We start from the raw sequence: 15807 nt of genomic DNA, 5'->3' as shown, positions 1-15807 counted from the left end.
GCCAGACTATCCAGCAGGTCCTGACCACCGTCCCGGTGCCCTCCTGCGCTGAGCCGCCGGTCACGCCGGCACTGGTCGACGGTCCACCGGGTCTGTCACCCGAAGGGCGGAACGCGGCAAACGAGGCGAACGGACCAAACGGGAGTATCATCCGGAGAAGCCCGGGTCGACCACCAGCGGAGATCACGCTCCGCAGATGACGTAACACGGCGGAAACATCAGAGACATGCTCGGGCAACCGCGTGGTCATAGCGTCGCCTACCAGCCTAGCCATCAGTGGACGTGCCAGGAGGATGTGTGTTCGCCAACCCCGAGGAACTCCTGCGATACCTCAAAAACGAGGACGTAAAGTTCGTCGATGTACGTTTTTGTGACCTGCCCGGCGTGATGCAGCACTTCAATCTGCCGGTCGAGTCCTTCGACGAATCGGTCTTCTCCGACGGTCTCGCCTTCGACGGATCGTCGATCCGCGGCTTCCAGGCGATCCACGAGTCGGACATGCTGCTGCTGCCCGATGTCGCCACCGCGTTCATCGATCCGTTCCGGGCCCAGAAGACGCTGGCGCTCAACTTCTTCATCCACGACCCGTTCACCCGCGAGCCGTACTCGCGTGACCCGCGGAACGTGGCGAAGAAGGCCGAGGCGTACCTCGCCGCCAGCGGCATCGCCGACACCGCGTACTTCGGAGCGGAGGCGGAGTTCTACATCTTCGACTCCATCCGGCACGAGACCTCGGCGCACCAGGCGTTCTACTACATCGACTCGATCGAGGGCGCCTGGAACACCGGCCGCGAGGAAGAGGGCGGCAACCGGGGCTACAAGACCGCCTACAAGGGTGGCTACTTCCCGGTCCCGCCGGTCGACCACTACGCCGACCTGCGCGACGGCATCGTACGGCGCCTGATCGACTCCGGTTTCACCGTCGAGCGTTCCCACCACGAGGTGGGCACGGCGGGCCAGGCCGAGATCAACTACCGGTTCTCCACCCTGCTGCACGCCGGTGACCAGCTTCAGCTCTTCAAGTACATCGTCAAGAACACCGCCTGGGCGGCCGGCAAGACCGCGACCTTCATGCCCAAGCCGCTCTTCGGCGACAACGGTTCCGGCATGCACACCCACCAGAGCCTGTGGCTGAACGGCGAGCCGCTGTTCTACGACGAGACCGGGTACGCCGGGCTCTCCGACACCGCGCGCTGGTACATCGGCGGCCTGCTGCACCACGCCCCGTCGCTGCTCGCCTTCACCAACCCGACCATCAACTCGTACCGCCGGCTGGTGCCCGGCTTCGAGGCGCCGGTCAACCTGGTCTACTCGCAGCGGAACCGGTCCGCCTGCACCCGTATCCCGGTGACCGGCAGCAACGCGAAGGCGAAGCGGGTCGAGTTCCGGGTGCCGGACCCGTCGGCGAACGTCTACCTCGCCTTCTCGGCGATGATGATGGCCGGACTCGACGGCATCAAGAGCAAGATCGAGCCGCCGGAGCCGATCGACAAGGACCTCTACGACCTTCCGCCGGAGGAGTGGGGCTCGGTCAAGCAGGTGCCGGGCTCGCTGCCCGCCGTGCTCGACTCGCTCGAGGCCGACCACGACTTCCTGCTGGAGGGTGGCGTCTTCACTCCCGACCTCATCTCCACCTGGGTCGAGTGGAAGCGGACCAACGAGGTCGACCCGGTCCGTCTCCGGCCGACCCCGCACGAGTTCGCGATGTACTACGACTGCTGAGACACGGCAACCGCTGTCCCGGGACCAGGCGCCTCGTACGCCTCCCGGAACAGCCTGGAACGACCGGCGAGCCGCTGACCACTGCCCCACCTGGGGCGGGGTCGGCGGCTCGCCGCTTTGCCGGGCCGCGACGACGAGCGAGCAGAACGGATCGTGGACGCCGCGTGGGATTGCCGAAGCTCCGCGTGGGGTAGTGGGTGGGCTGCTGATCCACACCTTCCAACCTGGAGCTGGCGATGACCCCCACGCTGTTTCTCTACATCCTCGGCACCATCTGTCTTGCGCTCGAGGCGGTCGGCGTCCGAGTTCCCCGCGTCTCGTTCGGCTGGATCGGCCTGACCCTCATCGCCTTCGCTGCGCTGATCCTGCCCGAGATCGACTAACGGGTTCGCCCGCCGCCGCGGGCGTCGGCCGGGCACGGCGTCGAGAACACGCCCGGCCGATAGCTTCTCCACCGATATAGCTTGGTCACCGATATACTGCTGCCATGACCGCACCCACTCCCCTGCGGGAACCCACGTTCCTGATCCTGACCGCGCTCGCCCGGGAGCCCATGCACGGCTACGGAATCGTCAGCGAGGTCGCCGCGCTCTCCGACGGACGACTGGCCCTGCGGCCGGGGACGCTCTACGGCGCCCTCGACCGGCTCACCGACGAGGGCCTGGTCGAGCCGGACCGCGAAGAGGTCGTCGGTGGCCGGCTGCGCCGCTACTACCGGCTGACCGAGGGCGGCACGGCGGCCCTGAGCGCCGAGACCGAACGGCTGCGCCGCAACGTCGAAGCCGCCAGCCAGCGTCTCCGGGACCGAGCCGCCGGTACGACGGAGGGATCCGGCACCCGTCCGGCGTCCGCCACCCGCCCCGCCATCCGATTCGCCGGAGGTCCGGCATGACCGAGCACACCGGACCGGACCAACCCCTCGACGGTACCCAGCACGTCCCCGCCGGGAGCGACGACACGTCCCCGGAGGGCGGGAGCGACGACACGTCCCCGGAGGGCGGCCAGGCGCTTCTGGAGCGCCGGTACCGGCGACTGCTGTACGCGTACCCGGTCGGCTACCGGTCGGTCCGGGGCGACGAACTCGTCGGGACGTACCTCGATCTGGTGGACCAGGAACGGCGCTGGCCCTCGCCGCACGACGCCGCGGACGTGCTGCGCGGCGGACTACGGCAACGGCTGCGCGAGAACGGCGCGCTCGGTCTGGTCGCCGGCCTGCCGGTCGCCGCGACGATCGCCGTGAGCACACTGGCGGCGCTCGCGGTGTTCCTGCTCGTCCAGGTCGAACTGGTGCCGGACGACGTGCTGGCCGGGCGGATCGGCCCGCCGCAGACCCTCGGCGCGTTCGTCTGGGTCGGCTGGCTGCTGGCCGCCCTCGCCACGGCGACGCTTCCGGCACGCTGGGCACGCCGGGCCGTCGGCACCGCCATCGGGCTCACCCTGGCCGTGATCCCCGCGTCGCCGCTGACCGGGCTGGGCCGGCCACCGCTGTACGTGCTGCTGCCGGTGCTGGCGTTCGGCCTGACGGCGCTGGCACTGCCCGCCCGTCCCGGCTGGGGCGGCCGGGTTCCGCCGGTACTCGGGGTGCTGGCCGGTACGGCTGCGGCCGTGCTGTTCGAGGTCGCCGAGGGCAGCGGAAACTGGTTCACCGCCTACTACTCCACGGTGGAGGTGCTGGGGATGGCGGCCCCGGTGCTACTCGGGCTGGTGCTGGTCTTCGGCCTCGGCCGGGCGGTCACCGGTGACAACAGTGCACTGTGGTCGGCCGTGCTGCTGCTGACCCCGGCCAGCCTGCTCGGGCTCCGACCGATCGCCGAGGAGTACTTCGACTCCGCGACGACCTGGGCCCAACTCGCCGCCACCGCCGCCGTCCTCACGCTGCTCGGCGCGGCCGTGCTGCTTGCCGTGGTCGGCTGGCACGGCGCCCGGCATCGGGCGGTTCGGGCCCGGTCGGCGGGCGGTCCGTGTCCGACCTGCGGACACGTGGCCGACGTCGCGGAGCGGGCCGGGTCCACGGCACGGCGGGCGATGCCCTGATCAGCCGGGCCTGAACAGCCGGCCCCGATCAGCCGGGGCCGATCAGCCGGCCAGCCGGGGCCGATCAGCCGGATGGGGGCGCGAGCCGGGCGACCAGCTCGCGTACCACCTGCACCAGAAGGTCGACGTCCGCCTCGGTCGTCTGCCAGTTCACGATCGCGGGGCGGAGGGCGACCCGGCCGTCGTAGACGGTGGTGCCGGCGAAGACCCGCCCGTCGTCCAGCAGCGCCGCACCGAGCCGCCGGTTGAGATCGTCCAGTTCGCCGGCCGGCAGGTGCGGCGGACGGGCCCGGAAACAGACGATGCAGAGTGGCACCTCGGCGAGCCGTTCCAGGTCCGGCGCCTCGTCGACCAGCCGGGCGAGCCGCTGGGCGAGGTCGAGCTGCCGCTCCACCATCGCCCGGTGCCCGTCGCGCCCGTACGCCGCCAGGGTCGCCCAGATCGGTATCGACCGGGCCCGCCGGGACGATTCCGGGCCGTGCATGGCGTAGTCCACCGCCCCGGCGGGCACCGCCGGTTGGACCGAACGCGCCGAGCTGGGGCGTGACCCGGCCTGGCCGCCGGGCGCGTCCGACCACAGCGGGCTCGCCGGCCCCGGCAGGTACGCCGTGCCGGGCATCCCGAACGCCGCCGGCAGCCGGGACGGCTCGCGGAGGAACGCGAACCCGCTCTCGTATGGAACGTTGAGCCACTTGTGCGCGTCACAGGCGATCGAGTCGGCGCGCTCGACGCCACGTACCAGGTCGGCGGTGCGTGGGGAGAGGGCGGCGAAGAGCCCGAACGCCCCGTCGACGTGCAGCCACGCGCCGTACCGCTCGGCGATGTCGGCGAGCGTGTCGATCGGGTCGAAGTGGCCGGCGTTGACCTCACCGGCGTTGGCGATCAGCACGGCCGGTCCGGTCAGCTCGGCGAGGCGCCGCTCGATGGCCGGCAGGTCGGCGCGACCGACCCGGTCCCGGGCGTACACCTCGACCGCGTCGCGGCCGTGCCCGAGCATCTGCAACGCCTTACGGGAGCTGGCGTGCAGGTACCCGCCGGAGAGCACCGGCATCCGGGGCAGCCCGGTCAGCCCGTCGGCGGCCACGTCCACGTCGTGCTGCTCGGCCCACCAGTGCGTGGCGACGCCGAGCGACGTGAAGTTCGCGAAGGTGGCGCTGGCGACCAGTGCCCCGCCGTACGACTCCGGCAGCCCGAACAGCTCGCGGAGCCAGCGCAACGCGATCGTCTCCACCTCGGCGGCCAGTGGTGAGGTGGCCCGGAACGCGGCATTCTGGTCCAGCAGGGACGTGGTCCAGTCGGCGGCGAGCGCGGCCGGGGTGGCACCACCGACGACGAAGTGGAAGAACCGTGGACCGGCCGAGTGCGTGGCGACGGTGGTGCCGACCCGGAGCAGTCGCTCCAGCGCCGCGACCGATCCGACGCCCTTCTCCGGCAGCCGCCCGCCGTCGGCCGGGTCGGCGAGCTCGGCCAGCAACGATTCGGTGGCCGGATCGTGCACCGGCCGATCGGCGAGCGAGGCCAGGTACGGCAGGGCGGCGGCGTACACCTGGTGCAGCGTCGCCTCCGTCGAGTTCCGATCGTGCAGTGGATCGCTCATCCCGACCTCCCGGACTGGCCCACACCGTCACCCGTCACCCTGACACCTCGGGCATCCGTTGGCAGGGGCCAATTCGCGGCTGGTGGCCGGTGGACCGGATCACGGATCGCGGGATTCCCCGAAGGGACGAAAACGGGTATAGTTGACTTTAGGGATATTGAGGAAAATTCATATTTTCCCTGAGCTTCTCGGCGTAGACGGGGACGTCCGAGTTCTGCCCGCCCGGACAGTCACGCCGCGAGGAGGCGACCCCGTCTTGGACCTCTGTCGTTCCCACCGGAGCCGGCGATTCCGCCGGTTCGTGGTCGCGGCCGCCGTCGTCGCCACCGGCACCGCGACCGCCGTCGTTCCCGCCGCACCCGCCGCCGCCGCCGTGAACCAGATCGCCCTGACGGTCCTCTCCGACGGCACCGCACCCTTCGACAGCCTCGACGACGGTCCCGCCAACGGCCGGGTCCGGACCCGGGACGTGTTGACGTACGGCTGGACGTACTCCTCGGACAACGCCGGGCCGGGCTCGGTCACCTTCGTACAGACCCTGAGCACGTCGCCCCGGGTCAGGTTCGACGCGTCCAACCTGGCCCAGTGCACCGGCCCCGGTGCCGGTCTGCTCAGCGCCGACGGACACACCCTGACCTGCTCCGTCGCCGTCGACGCGACCGGCGCCGGCACCGTACCGATCACCATCACCGTCGACGGCGCCGTACCGGACGGTACGGTCGTCAACTCCACCCTCACCGCCGCCGACGGAGCCCTGAACGGCGGTTCCCGCAGCACCACCGTCGTCGCCGTCCCGCAACTCAACCTCCAGGCCAACCTGTTCGGCACCCCCACGGCGGCCTCGGTCGGCGGCGCCACCGGCAGCGGATACGCGTTCAGCTTCGTGGTGACCCAGCCCGCCGGCGCCAAGGGAACCGAACTGGTCACGGCGCCGCTGACCTTCACCGCCGACCTGAGCACGATCTCACCGAACGCCGTCCTGGTCAGCGGCTCGTGCGCCCCGGTGAGCAACGGCGGCTACGGCATCCCGTACGGCCGGGTCGGCATCGTGCCGGGTGCGACGGCCGCCAACTCGGTGGTCAACTCCGGCACGGTCTCGTGCAGCCAGACCGGACGGATCGTGACGGTGACCATCACCGGCGCCGACCTGTCCGGCAGCGGCAACCCGACCAACGGCGCCCAGGGCAACCAGCTCGCGAGCACGCTGCTCTACCTCGTCAGCGGCACCTTCACCGTCTTCGTACCCAGCACCGACAGCGCCTCGCCGATCCAGTCGACCATCCAGTACCGGGGGTTCGACCCGTTCAGCATCACCGGCCAGTCGAACTTCGGCACCGGCTACGAACCCGGCGGCGACCCGTCCGCCGCCACCTGCACGTTCGTGGCCGACAACGCCAACCGGACGAACGACAACTGCTTCTCGACCACCTTCGGTCCCCGGTCCGCCGGATACAACGGCTACTTCTGGACCACCGACACCCCGGGCGGGATCCCGGCCGGCGGAGCCACCAACGGCAGTGCCGGGGACGGCGTCGCGTCCCCCGGGCAGACCTACTACGACCGGCTGCACATCTACTCCACCAGTGGGCCGGCCCTGACCGGCGCCGCCATCTGCGACAAGTGGAACCCCGCCGAAACCCGGATCGTCGGCGTCGGACGGGCGTACCGGAACAACACCGTCGTCGCGGCCTCCGAGTACACGGTGGAATACGCCGTGCTGCCCATGGCCGACGACAACGCCCGACGCACCACCTCGTGCGGCACCGGCACCTGGTACGCCTCGATCGAGGCCGCCGGCGGCGCCAGCGTGGTCAACGCGGTGCGGTTCACGCCGAACTGGACGATCGTGAACAGCGAGACGGACTACTTCCATCCGCAGTTCCAGGTCCAGCCCAATCCGGTCGGCACGATCATCGCCAACTTCGACAGCGCCCGACTCGGCACCACCGAGACATGGGGCCCGTCGTTCTACAACCGGGTGACCAACAACCCGTCGTACACCGGGAACAGGCTCACCGTCACCGACGGGGTCCTCCGGGTGAGCCAGAGCAACGGCCTGCCGGCCAACCAGCAGTTCATCGCCGCCGGCAGCACCGTCACCTACACCCTGACCCCGACCGTCACCCGGGCAACCTCGGCCACCTCCCCGGTCGGCGGGGTACGGATCACCGACACCCTCCCCGCCTGCATGAGGTACGTCGCCGGCAGCGCCCGGTACGTCTCCGGCAGCGCCAGCCTCGGCGTAGAGCTGACCGCCGCCAACAACGGCGCGGACGGGATCCCGTGCACCGGTGACTCCGGTGAGACCGGCCCGAGCCTGCTGCTCAAGCTCGGGTCGATCGTTCCCGGCACCACGATCGGGGCGATCACCTTCCAGGCGACCGCGTTGCGGATCACCCCCGACAACACGGCGGCCACCAACACCGCCGTGATCAGCTCCGACGCCGCCGTCCCGATCGATCTCGCCAAGCGCACCGCCAGCAACGTCATCGCAATCCGCAACCAGACCCAGCTGGCCGTCTCGGAGACGACCTCGACCCCCCAGGTGACGGTCGGCGACCAGCTCAACTTCACGCTGGCGTACCGGAACGTGACCGGGCTGACGGTTCCCTCCGTGGTGCTGCTGACCGAGTTGCCCTACAACGGCGACGGACGTTCGGCGTTCACCGGCACCCTGACGTACGCCGGTAGCACCGCCCCCACCGACACCACCGTGCAGTGCACCAGCCGGCCGCACGGCACCATCACCGACGATCCCGCCGACTACTCGGCGGCGGCGTGCGGCCCGACCACCACCGCGCTGCGGATCGTCGTCACGAACCTCGCCAACGCGACCGTCAACGCGGTCCGGATCACCCTGAGCACGAGCGGAAACGCCACCGGGGACCGGTACGTCAACAGCACCACCGGCAGCTACCTGCCGAGCGGTTCGACAACACCGATCACCCTGCCGACGACCGAGACGACCCAGGTGACCGTGGTGTCGTCGACGATCAGCGGGCGTACCTGGCGGGACGCGAACGCCGACGGCATCCGGCAGGCCGGCGAGTCGGGCCTGCCCGGCTTCCCGGTGGCCCTGTCCGGCACCAACGACCTCGGCACCCCGGTGATCCGGTCGACGACCACCGGAAGCGACGGAACGTACTCCTTCACCGGACTGCGGGCCGGCAGCTACACCGTGACCTTCAGCCCCGCCGCACTCGCCGCCGACCAGCGCCTCTCCCCCCGGGGCCAGGGCGCGGACCGGGGCATCGACTCGGACGGCGACCCGGACACCGGCGCCACCGCCGTGCTGACCCTCGGCACCGGTGCGACCCTGACCGACGTCGACCAGGGCATCCGGCTGGTCCCGCCGACCGTCACCGTCACGCCGTCGAACACGTCCGTGGCCTTCGGCGACCCGGTCACCCTGACCGCCGACATCGTCCCGGCCGCCGCCACCGGAACGGTGACCTTCACCGCCGCGGTGACCACCGGACCGTCTGCCGGCTCGACGGTCACCCTGGGCACCGCGCCCCTGGCCGGCGGGCGGGCGACGCTGACGGTGACCCTGCCGGCGTACGGGGGGAACACGGTGGTGGCGCAGTACAGCGGTGACACGACCTACCCGGCGGCCACCTCCGCCGGTCGGGTCGTCCAGGTCTCCGCGTCGACCACCCGGCTGCTGGTGAGCGAGTTCCGGCTCTCCGGGCCGGGCGGGCCCACCGACCAGTACGTCGAGCTGACCAACGCGAGTCCGTTCCCGGTGCCGCTCGCCGGCTTCGTGGTCAAGACCGACAACGGCAGCGCCGTCACCCTGCCCCGGACGGCACCGACCCTGGCCCCCGGGCGGGCGTACCTCCTCGTCGGTGGCGGGTACTCGCTGTCCTCGCTGGCCACACCGGACCTGGTCGTGACGTCGCTCGGCACCACCGGCGGCGTACGGGCGACCGCCCCCGACGCGGCTGGCACGGTGACCGATGCGGCCGGCCCCAACCCGGGCTACTCGACCGGTACGCCGCTGCCGGCGCTTACCGGCCAGCCCACCGACCAGTACGCCTGGGTCCGGCTGGCCCAGACCGGCACGATGCAGAACACCGGGAACAACGCGACCGACTTCAAGTTGGTCTCCAGCACCGGTGGCCTGGTCGGCGGGGTGCAGTCCACCCTCGGATCGGCCTCGCCGAGCGGCGCCACCAGCCCGGTACGGCGACCGAGTCAACTGGTCTCCTCACTGATCGATCCCGACAGTCCACAGACGGTGCCGCCCAACCGGGTCGTGGTGCCCGGTCCACCCAAGACCCTGACGGTGCGACGCACCATCACCAACAACAGCGGCGGCACTGTCAACTCGGTCCGGCTGAGGATCATCTCGATCAGTGCGGCGAGCGGCGCGCCGAAGCCCGGCGTACCCACCCAGCCGACGAACCCCGCCCACCTGCGGATCCTCGACTCCGCCACGCCCGTCACGGCGATCACGATCGGCGGCCGTACGGTGCTGGCCCACAGCGTGACCCTGGCGGCTCCGGCCACGGACCCACCCGGCGGCGGACTCAACTCGACGCTGACCGTTCCGCTGACCGCTGCCGGGCTTCCGGCCGGAGGAAGCGTCTCCATCTCGATCACGTTCGCGGTCGACCGCGGCACGAGCTTCTGGTTCGCCTATGACGTCGAGGTTTGACCTACCGGTCCGCGCGGCGGTGCTCCTGACGATCGCCGCCGTCGCGATCCTGGCCGGGCTTCTCCTCTTCACGGATCCACCGGGTACGGCACCGGATCGACAGGTTCCGGTGCCGGGTGACACGGTTCCGGCGTCCGAGTCGACGGCGACCGTGCCGGTCGACACCGGTACGCCGGCCGGCGACGACGGGGAGATCCCCCGGGCGTAGCCGACACCATATTTGGCGACGGCGCTCGGAGCCGACGCTTTGCCAAGGGGGCAACAGGTCATGTCGGATCCACCGAGTTCGCGGGGTGCAGGTCCGGGTCGATCCGTCTACGGGCTCCGGGTGCACGGGCTCGACGACGTGCTAGAACTGCCGGCGGAGCAGCGCTGCCGCCCCGACGTCGTCGCGGTGCGGGTCCGGCAGCTCGCCGGAACACCGCCCCGCCCGCTGCCCCTCGACGGCCGGCGCGGCGTACGAGTGCTGGCCGACGGTCGGCATCTCGCGCTCGACCGGGACCGGGGCAGCGCCACCTTCTACGGCGCACCGCTGCGATCCGACCTGCTCGCCCATCCGTACCTCGGGCCGGTGGCGACCGTCTTCAACCGCTGGGCCGGACGCGAGGCCTTCCACGCCGGCGCCTTCGTGCTGGACGGCCGCGCCTGGGCACTGCTCGGTGCGCGTACCGCGGGAAAGAGCAGCCTGCTGGCGGCCCTGGCGGCCCGCCAGGTTCCGGTGCTCACCGACGACATCCTGGTGGTCGACGGCACCACCGGGTACGCGGGGCCGCGCTGCGTCGACCTACGGCAACCGGTACCGGGGATGCAGCTCGAATGCCGCCCGGTCCGGAACCGGAGCCGGTCCCGGATCCTGCTGCCGCCGGTACCCGCCCGGGTGCCGCTCGGTGGTTGGCTGTTCCTGAACTGGGGCGACACGCTCGGCCTGACCCCGATCGGCGCACCGGAACTGCTGATCCGACTCGCATCCCGACGCTCCTACCGGCAGCTGCCGTCGGATCCGACGACGATCCTGGCGCTGGCCGGTCTGCCGGCGTGGAAGCTGGTCCGCCCAGCCGACTGGCGGCTCCTCGATCCGACCTGTCGACTGCTGACCACGGCCCTGTCCGATCCGGCACCGCCGCACGTTTCGCCACCGCCGCACGTTTCGCCACCGCCGAGCAGGCGGGGACGGATGTGATGAGGACTTCGGCCCGAGGGAACGGAGGACCTCCGGCGAGGTCGGGTGGACGGCCCCCTCCCCCCACGGCGACCGCCGTCCGGTGTCTCGCCCTCGACGCGCTCGCCGTCAGCACCTGGACGGCGTTGCGCGACCGGGGAATCGCCAGCGTCGTACTCAAGGGACCGGGCCTGGCCCGCCGGCTCCGGACCGAGCGGCTACGCCGGTACGCCGATGTCGACCTGCTCGTCTCCCCCTCGACGTTCGACGCGGCTCAGGAACTGCTGCGCGAACTCGGTCACCTGCCGATCCTGCCCGACGCCCGGGCCGACGACTGGGCACACTGGCACGAACGGCCGTGGCGGACGTCCGGAGCGGTACCCCTCACCATCGACCTGCACCGGGGATTCGCCGGTGTCACCGACCCCGAGGCGTTCTGGACCACGGTCTCCTCGACGGCGGAACGGATCGACCTGGCGGGTGGAACGGTGGCGGTGCCGGACGAGACGCGCACCGCATTACTGGTCGCGCTGCACGCGGGCAATCCGGGCAGGTCCGCCAAGCCGAGCGAGGACCTCGCCCGGGCACTGGACGTCCTGCCGCCCGGCGCCTGGCGGGCGGCGGCCGAGGTGGCGCGGCGGATCGGGGCTACCTCGACGTTCTCGGTGGGACTGCGTCGGGCCGACCAGGGCGCCGCGCTGGCCGTGGAACTCGGCCTGCCACACCGGACCACGCCCGTCCGGTGGATTGCCGCCCACCGTGGCTCGTCGACCGCCTACTCGTTGGGGCGGCTCGCCGAACAGCCGACGCTCCGGGCCCGACTGCGGTACTTCGCCCTGCGGTTGGTGCCATCGCCAGCCGTCATGCGGTACGCACACCCGCTGGCTCGGCGCGGGCGGTCCGGTCTCCTGCTCGCCTATCTCGTCCGAGCCGCCCGCCTCGCCTGGCGTACCCCTGCCGGCCTGCGCGAGTGGGCTGTCGCGGCCCGACTGGCCCGGCGGTCCGACCCCGTGACAGCGCCGGATCCGCTCGTCGACGTCCCACCGCCCCGGGGCCGTCGGCCGCTCATCCGCGCCACCCGTCGGCGGCTGCCCACACTCGCCCGGCGGCTGCCCACACTCGCCCGGCGGCTGCCCACACTCGCCCGGCGGCTGCCCACGCTGGCCCGAGGGTTGCCGGCGCTGCTCAGGGTGGTGCGACGCCACGGTCAGGACGGGCTACGCGTGACACTGTGGACCGGGCGGGCGTGGTACCGGGTACGCCGACAGCTCATCCGAGGCGGAATGGGCGCGGTCCGTCCCCCGGCACCGCCCAGGACCTCTACCCGGGACCGGAGGCTCGTGCTCGGCGTGCTGAACCGGCTGGGGGCGAACTGCCTCGAACGCTCGTTCGTCCTGCAACGCTGGTACGCCGGACACCGGACCTCCCGCACCCTGGTCATCGGGGTGAGCGCACCCAGTGCCGGGTTCCGCGCCCACGCCTGGCTCGACGGGGATCCCGACCCCCACCGTTACGGGTTGGTCGAAGTCCTGCACCGGCCACCACCGCCCGAGTGGTTGGACGGCCCCGGTCAGGAGACCTGAATCAGCCCGTACCGGAGCAGGGTGTCCAGAAAACTCTGCACGTCCGCGCCGGCCCGCTCCGGCTCGACCGGAGTCGCGGCGACCAGCGCGGCGACCAGGTCGGCCGTGGTGGCCCCGTCGACCAGACGGGTCCAGAGTAGTGCCCCGAACCGGTCGAGCCCGAAGTAGACAGACGACTCGGTGTCGAGCACCACGATCTCGTCACCGGCCTGCCGCCAGGCCGTGCCGGTCCGACCGACGCGGTACACCACGGCTGCCCGCCCCGTCACCGGTACGCCTCCGGTACGGGTGGCCGGGGTGGTTCCGACCTGCGTACCTCGGCGGGGTTCAAGCCTAGCCAGACGTCCTGGACCAGTCCCGCCGTACCGCCGGGGATCGGCCACCGGGACCACAACGCCCGCAGCGCGGCGACGTCCACGATCTCCTCGTCGACGCCGCTGCCGTCCCACCCCTCGACGAACCGCCGCGTCGGAGTTCGGAGGAAGACCTCCAGGAAACGGGCCTTCGGTCGAGCCGCGGTGACCACCTCCGGCACCGTTCCGGCGGCGATGTCGGCAATCAGCCGGCTGCGGGGTGGACACCGCAGCCGGCCGGCAGATCCCGACAACGCCGCCAGGAATCCGTCGTCAAGAAGCGGATTCACCACCGCCACCTCGTGCGCGGCGCCGATGTCCCGGAGACTGCCGCAGGTCAGCCGCAGGTCGCGTCGTCGGACGTGCCAGCCGATCCGGTGATCGAGGCGCCGGGGCTCCCCGCGCCGCTCGGCCCGATGGGCCCGCCAGACCTCCGCCGACACCTCCGGATGCAGCCACGGAAACTGGTCCCCGGCAGACATCCGGTCCCGCAACCCGGCCCTGAGTGTGGCGGCCGACCGTCGCAGCCGGGCCCGCACCGGGCCGCGCCGGGCTCTGCGCCAACCTCTGAGCACCTGATCCCCGCCGGCTCCGGTGAGGAGGGACCCACCCGCCGCCAGTTCCACGATCGGCAGATGCAGGTGCACGTTGACCGGATGCCGGAGGCCGTGCCGGTGCAACAGGCGGCGTGCCGCCGGACCGACCAGGTCGAGGTCGTCGTCGGCCTGGAGCAGTTGCCACGCGTCGAGCCCCAGCGCGGCGACGATCCGCTCCTGCCACGACGACTCGTTCGCCCGTGGCGCTCCGGTGAACCGCCAGGTGACCGCCACCGGCTCCGGCAGCCCTTCTCGACGGGCGGCCCGGAGCGCGACCGCGAGGACGAGAGACGAGTCCATCCCGCCGGAAAAACTGACCAGACACGGCGGTCGCCGCAGGGCGGGCAGCACGGCCAGGTCGAGTGCGGCCAACGGCGTCACCGCCCGGTTTCCGGCGGCGGTCGACGGGGTTCGCGGACGTCGCCGGCCCGTCCGGGACGTCCCGGACGGATCTGGTACGTGACCCAGCACCACACCGGAGGCGATCTCGCGTCGGGTGGGCCGGAGCATCGGCAGCTCGGTCACCGACCCGATACCTGCTGCCGTCACACCGAGCCCTCGTCGCCCGCACCGCCGAGTCCGTCGTCGGGGCCGACGGTGCCGCCCCTGGTCAACTCGGCCAGCGTGCCCAGTCGACGAACGGACGGGGGCTGGTACCCGCCCACATCATCATCAGGCCGGCCGAAGGGATCATCTCGAGTAGAATTCACAAGAACTGCCTTTCCCCAGAACACGACCAAATCGATGCAAGTACGCTACCTCCACTTCTTTCGGACCTACGGCAGCGAATCGCGTCGCCCAGTCGATGCGTCGGGCGTCGGTCGGGCAGTCAGTCGGAACAGCGAGGACCGGCCGCCGTCAGGCTGCTGGTGATCCGGTACTGACCGGGCCGTGGCACCCGGAGCAGGGTCCATTCGCCGTACGGGCCGAGGCAGGCATCGACCCCGTCCACCCTCAACCAGCGCGACCAACGGATCCGGACCAGGATCTCGCCGCCGGCCGGTACCTCGACCACCAGTTCCGCCGAGGTGGCCCGGACGAGTTCGGGCCCGTCCCGCTCGGCACCCGGCCCCGCTCCCCCGGCCTCCTCCGGCAGGTCACCCCCGGCGGGTGACGCGCCCGAACGGATGCTTGCGACAAGCGACGGAGCGCCGGTCACCGCGTACAGGGTCCAGTTCCGGTGCTGCCAGATCGGCGTCAGGTACGGCAGCCCGGCCCGGATCAGCTCCGCCTCCCGGCGACCGACCCAGGACGGCTTCGCACCGGCCAGCGCCACGTAGCCGACGCCGTTGTCCCGCAGCCACCGGCCGTACGAGTCCGCGTTCACACTGCCGTCCAGGAAGAGCCGGTTGTACGCCTGGTCGGCCTGGCGCAGCCAGCCCCGGGCCAGCGGTGCGGCCTCCGGCACGTACGCCGCCTCCCAGTAGTTCGCGGTCGGTACCACCTCGATCCGCCCCGGTGGGCGACGGGCTAGTTCGGCCAGCAGCGGCTGAAAGTAGCTCCGGGCCGAGGTGGGATCGCCGGCCGACCGCAGGTCGCCGACCAGCACCGGCGGCTCCACCACCGCGACCAGCGCCAGCACGCCGGCCAGGGCGGTTCCGGCGCCCCGGGACGACCAGCGCCGGCTCAGCCCGGCCGGCAGTGCCCCGTAGCCCACCAGCACCGGCAGCGCGAACATCGCGGCGAGCCGGGTCGCGTTGAGTCCCACCGGCGTACGGACCGCGAACGCCGCCAGCACCCCCAGCGTGGCCAGGATCGCACCGATCCGTACCGCACGCCGCGACACCAGCACGGCGACCATCGCACTCGCGACACCGGCGCTGACGGTGTCCGAGAGGCTGATGTTCATCCAGCCTCCCGCGCCGAAGACGAGTCCCAGCCCGGCCACCGACACCCCGGCGCCCAGCGCCAGCGCCGCACCGTCGAGCGCGTGCCTCAGGTGTGAAAAGGGGGCCCTTCTTCTACAGAAAGCGATAACAAGGGGCCCTTCCTTACACATCAGCGCGGCGCCGGCGAGGCCGACGAAGAGCCCGGCGACCGGGCTGGCGGCGCCGGCGAGTAGCGCGGCGATGGCGGCGGCGAGCCGGCGGAAGGTGGGGTGGG

Annotated in this window: 13 protein-coding genes; 8 read left to right on the top strand and 5 right to left on the bottom strand. The window is 71.6% G+C overall.

Going from position 1 to position 15807, the window contains the following annotated elements; translation table 11 throughout:
- Positions 1-297: 297 nt before the first annotated feature.
- The 4 genes from glnA to I0C86_RS15865 all read left to right on the top strand — a co-directional run bounded on the left by glnA (position 298) and on the right by I0C86_RS15865 (position 3756).
- Positions 298-1722, top strand: coding sequence for a type I glutamate--ammonia ligase (gene glnA, locus I0C86_RS15880; RefSeq protein WP_196202004.1), 1425 nt, complete (start codon positions 298-300; stop codon positions 1720-1722).
- Between the two features lie 236 nt (positions 1723-1958).
- Positions 1959-2105, top strand: coding sequence for a hypothetical protein (locus I0C86_RS15875; RefSeq protein WP_196202003.1), 147 nt, complete (start codon positions 1959-1961; stop codon positions 2103-2105).
- 104 nt (positions 2106-2209) lie between these two features.
- On the top strand, positions 2210-2614 hold the full coding sequence (locus I0C86_RS15870) for a PadR family transcriptional regulator (RefSeq protein WP_196202002.1): 405 nt from the start codon (positions 2210-2212) through the stop codon (positions 2612-2614).
- Positions 2611-3756, top strand: a complete 1146-nt coding sequence (locus I0C86_RS15865) for a GlsB/YeaQ/YmgE family stress response membrane protein (RefSeq protein ID WP_230394227.1) — start codon at positions 2611-2613, stop codon at positions 3754-3756. Before I0C86_RS15870 ends, I0C86_RS15865 begins: the two co-directional genes overlap by 4 nt.
- Positions 3757-3820: 64 nt before the next feature.
- On the opposite strand, the gene I0C86_RS15860 is transcribed toward I0C86_RS15865, so the two are convergent.
- Positions 3821-5353 carry a pyridoxal phosphate-dependent decarboxylase family protein gene (locus I0C86_RS15860; protein WP_196202001.1) on the bottom strand — a complete coding sequence of 511 codons (1533 nt, stop codon included), beginning with the start codon at positions 5351-5353 and terminating at the stop codon, positions 3821-3823.
- Positions 5354-5609: 256 nt separating this feature from the next.
- Between I0C86_RS15860 and I0C86_RS15855 the strand changes: the two genes are divergently transcribed.
- The 4 genes from I0C86_RS15855 to I0C86_RS15840 are packed head-to-tail and all read left to right on the top strand — an operon-like array spanning position 5610 to position 12755.
- Positions 5610-10013, top strand: coding sequence for an SdrD B-like domain-containing protein (locus I0C86_RS15855; protein WP_196202000.1), 4404 nt, complete (start codon positions 5610-5612; stop codon positions 10011-10013).
- Positions 9997-10221 (top strand): hypothetical protein, encoded by a 225-nt coding sequence (locus I0C86_RS15850; protein ID WP_196201999.1) that lies wholly within the window; start codon positions 9997-9999, stop codon positions 10219-10221. The genes I0C86_RS15855 and I0C86_RS15850 overlap by 17 nt, the downstream gene beginning before the upstream one ends.
- 60 nt (positions 10222-10281) lie before the next feature.
- Positions 10282-11193 carry a hypothetical protein gene (locus I0C86_RS15845; protein ID WP_196201998.1) on the top strand — a complete coding sequence of 304 codons (912 nt, stop codon included), beginning with the start codon at positions 10282-10284 and terminating at the stop codon, positions 11191-11193.
- Positions 11193-12755 (top strand): nucleotidyltransferase family protein, encoded by a 1563-nt coding sequence (locus I0C86_RS15840; RefSeq protein ID WP_196201997.1) that lies wholly within the window; start codon positions 11193-11195, stop codon positions 12753-12755. The genes I0C86_RS15845 and I0C86_RS15840 overlap by 1 nt, the downstream gene beginning before the upstream one ends.
- Here I0C86_RS15840 and I0C86_RS15835 read toward each other — a convergent pair.
- From I0C86_RS15835 to I0C86_RS15820, 4 genes are all read right to left on the bottom strand, one after another.
- Positions 12743-13024: a PqqD family protein gene (locus tag I0C86_RS15835; protein ID WP_196201996.1), complete on the bottom strand. Its 282-nt coding sequence runs from the start codon at positions 13022-13024 to the stop codon at positions 12743-12745. The genes I0C86_RS15840 and I0C86_RS15835 overlap by 13 nt on opposite strands.
- Positions 13021-14229 (bottom strand): asparagine synthase-related protein, encoded by a 1209-nt coding sequence (locus tag I0C86_RS15830; protein WP_196201995.1) that lies wholly within the window; start codon positions 14227-14229, stop codon positions 13021-13023. Before I0C86_RS15830 ends, I0C86_RS15835 begins: the two co-directional genes overlap by 4 nt.
- A 20-nt stretch (positions 14230-14249) precedes the next feature.
- Entirely contained in the window at positions 14250-14369 is a 120-nt protein-coding gene (locus I0C86_RS45055; RefSeq protein ID WP_196201994.1) for a lasso RiPP family leader peptide-containing protein, read from the bottom strand.
- Between the two features lie 164 nt (positions 14370-14533).
- Positions 14534-15807 (bottom strand): hypothetical protein (locus I0C86_RS15820; protein ID WP_196201993.1); only part of this gene is annotated, 1274 nt, incomplete at its 5' end.

Origin of the sequence: Plantactinospora alkalitolerans (assembly GCF_015690345.1) — a bacterium.
Taxonomy (GTDB): Bacteria; Actinomycetota; Actinomycetes; order Mycobacteriales; family Micromonosporaceae; genus Plantactinospora; species Plantactinospora alkalitolerans.
This window is presented reverse-complemented; position numbering and strand designations above follow the sequence as displayed.

What these genes read in the sequence shown, in the direction of transcription:
- I0C86_RS15860 (WP_196202001.1), bottom strand. Translation starts at nt 5,353, where the DNA reads ATGAGCGATCCACTGCACGATCGGAACTCGACGGAGGCGACGCTGCAC.
- I0C86_RS15845 (WP_196201998.1), top strand. Translation starts at nt 10,282, where the DNA reads ATGTCGGATCCACCGAGTTCGCGGGGTGCAGGTCCGGGTCGATCCGTC.
- I0C86_RS15865 (WP_230394227.1), top strand. Translation starts at nt 2,611, where the DNA reads ATGACCGAGCACACCGGACCGGACCAACCCCTCGACGGTACCCAGCAC.
- I0C86_RS15870 (WP_196202002.1), top strand. Translation starts at nt 2,210, where the DNA reads ATGACCGCACCCACTCCCCTGCGGGAACCCACGTTCCTGATCCTGACC.
- I0C86_RS15875 (WP_196202003.1), top strand. Translation starts at nt 1,959, where the DNA reads ATGACCCCCACGCTGTTTCTCTACATCCTCGGCACCATCTGTCTTGCG.
- I0C86_RS15850 (WP_196201999.1), top strand. Translation starts at nt 9,997, where the DNA reads ATGACGTCGAGGTTTGACCTACCGGTCCGCGCGGCGGTGCTCCTGACG.
- I0C86_RS15840 (WP_196201997.1), top strand. Translation starts at nt 11,193, where the DNA reads ATGAGGACTTCGGCCCGAGGGAACGGAGGACCTCCGGCGAGGTCGGGT.